Source organism: Bacillus cereus group sp. N31, assembly GCF_016483245.1.
GTDB classification, from domain to species: Bacteria; Bacillota; Bacilli; order Bacillales; family Bacillaceae_G; genus Bacillus_A; species Bacillus_A toyonensis.
Genome location: NZ_JAEHCH010000132.1, coordinates 1 through 230 on the forward strand (window position 1 = coordinate 1; position 230 = coordinate 230).

The following is a 230-nucleotide window of genomic DNA, read 5'->3' on the forward strand; positions in this document are numbered from 1 at the left end:
ATGACATTCTTAGATATGTTCCAGTCTAAACATTCTCATAACCAAATGAGCGGCGCTGATCCGAAGTATGATGATATGATCAAAAAAGCTGGCACTGAATTAATGGGGGACGCGAAGAAACGTTGGGAAGAGTTAGGGAAAGCTGAGAAATTACTTCTTGAGCAAGATGTAGCACTTTTACCTTTATACCAACGTGGTGATGCATATGTTCTAAAACAAAATATTAAAGG

General features: G+C 38.3%; 1 pseudogene. It reads left to right on the forward strand.

From position 1 onward, the window contains the following. Nucleotides 1–230, forward strand: a pseudogene (locus JDS81_RS30120) (peptide ABC transporter substrate-binding protein); the annotation flags it as partial.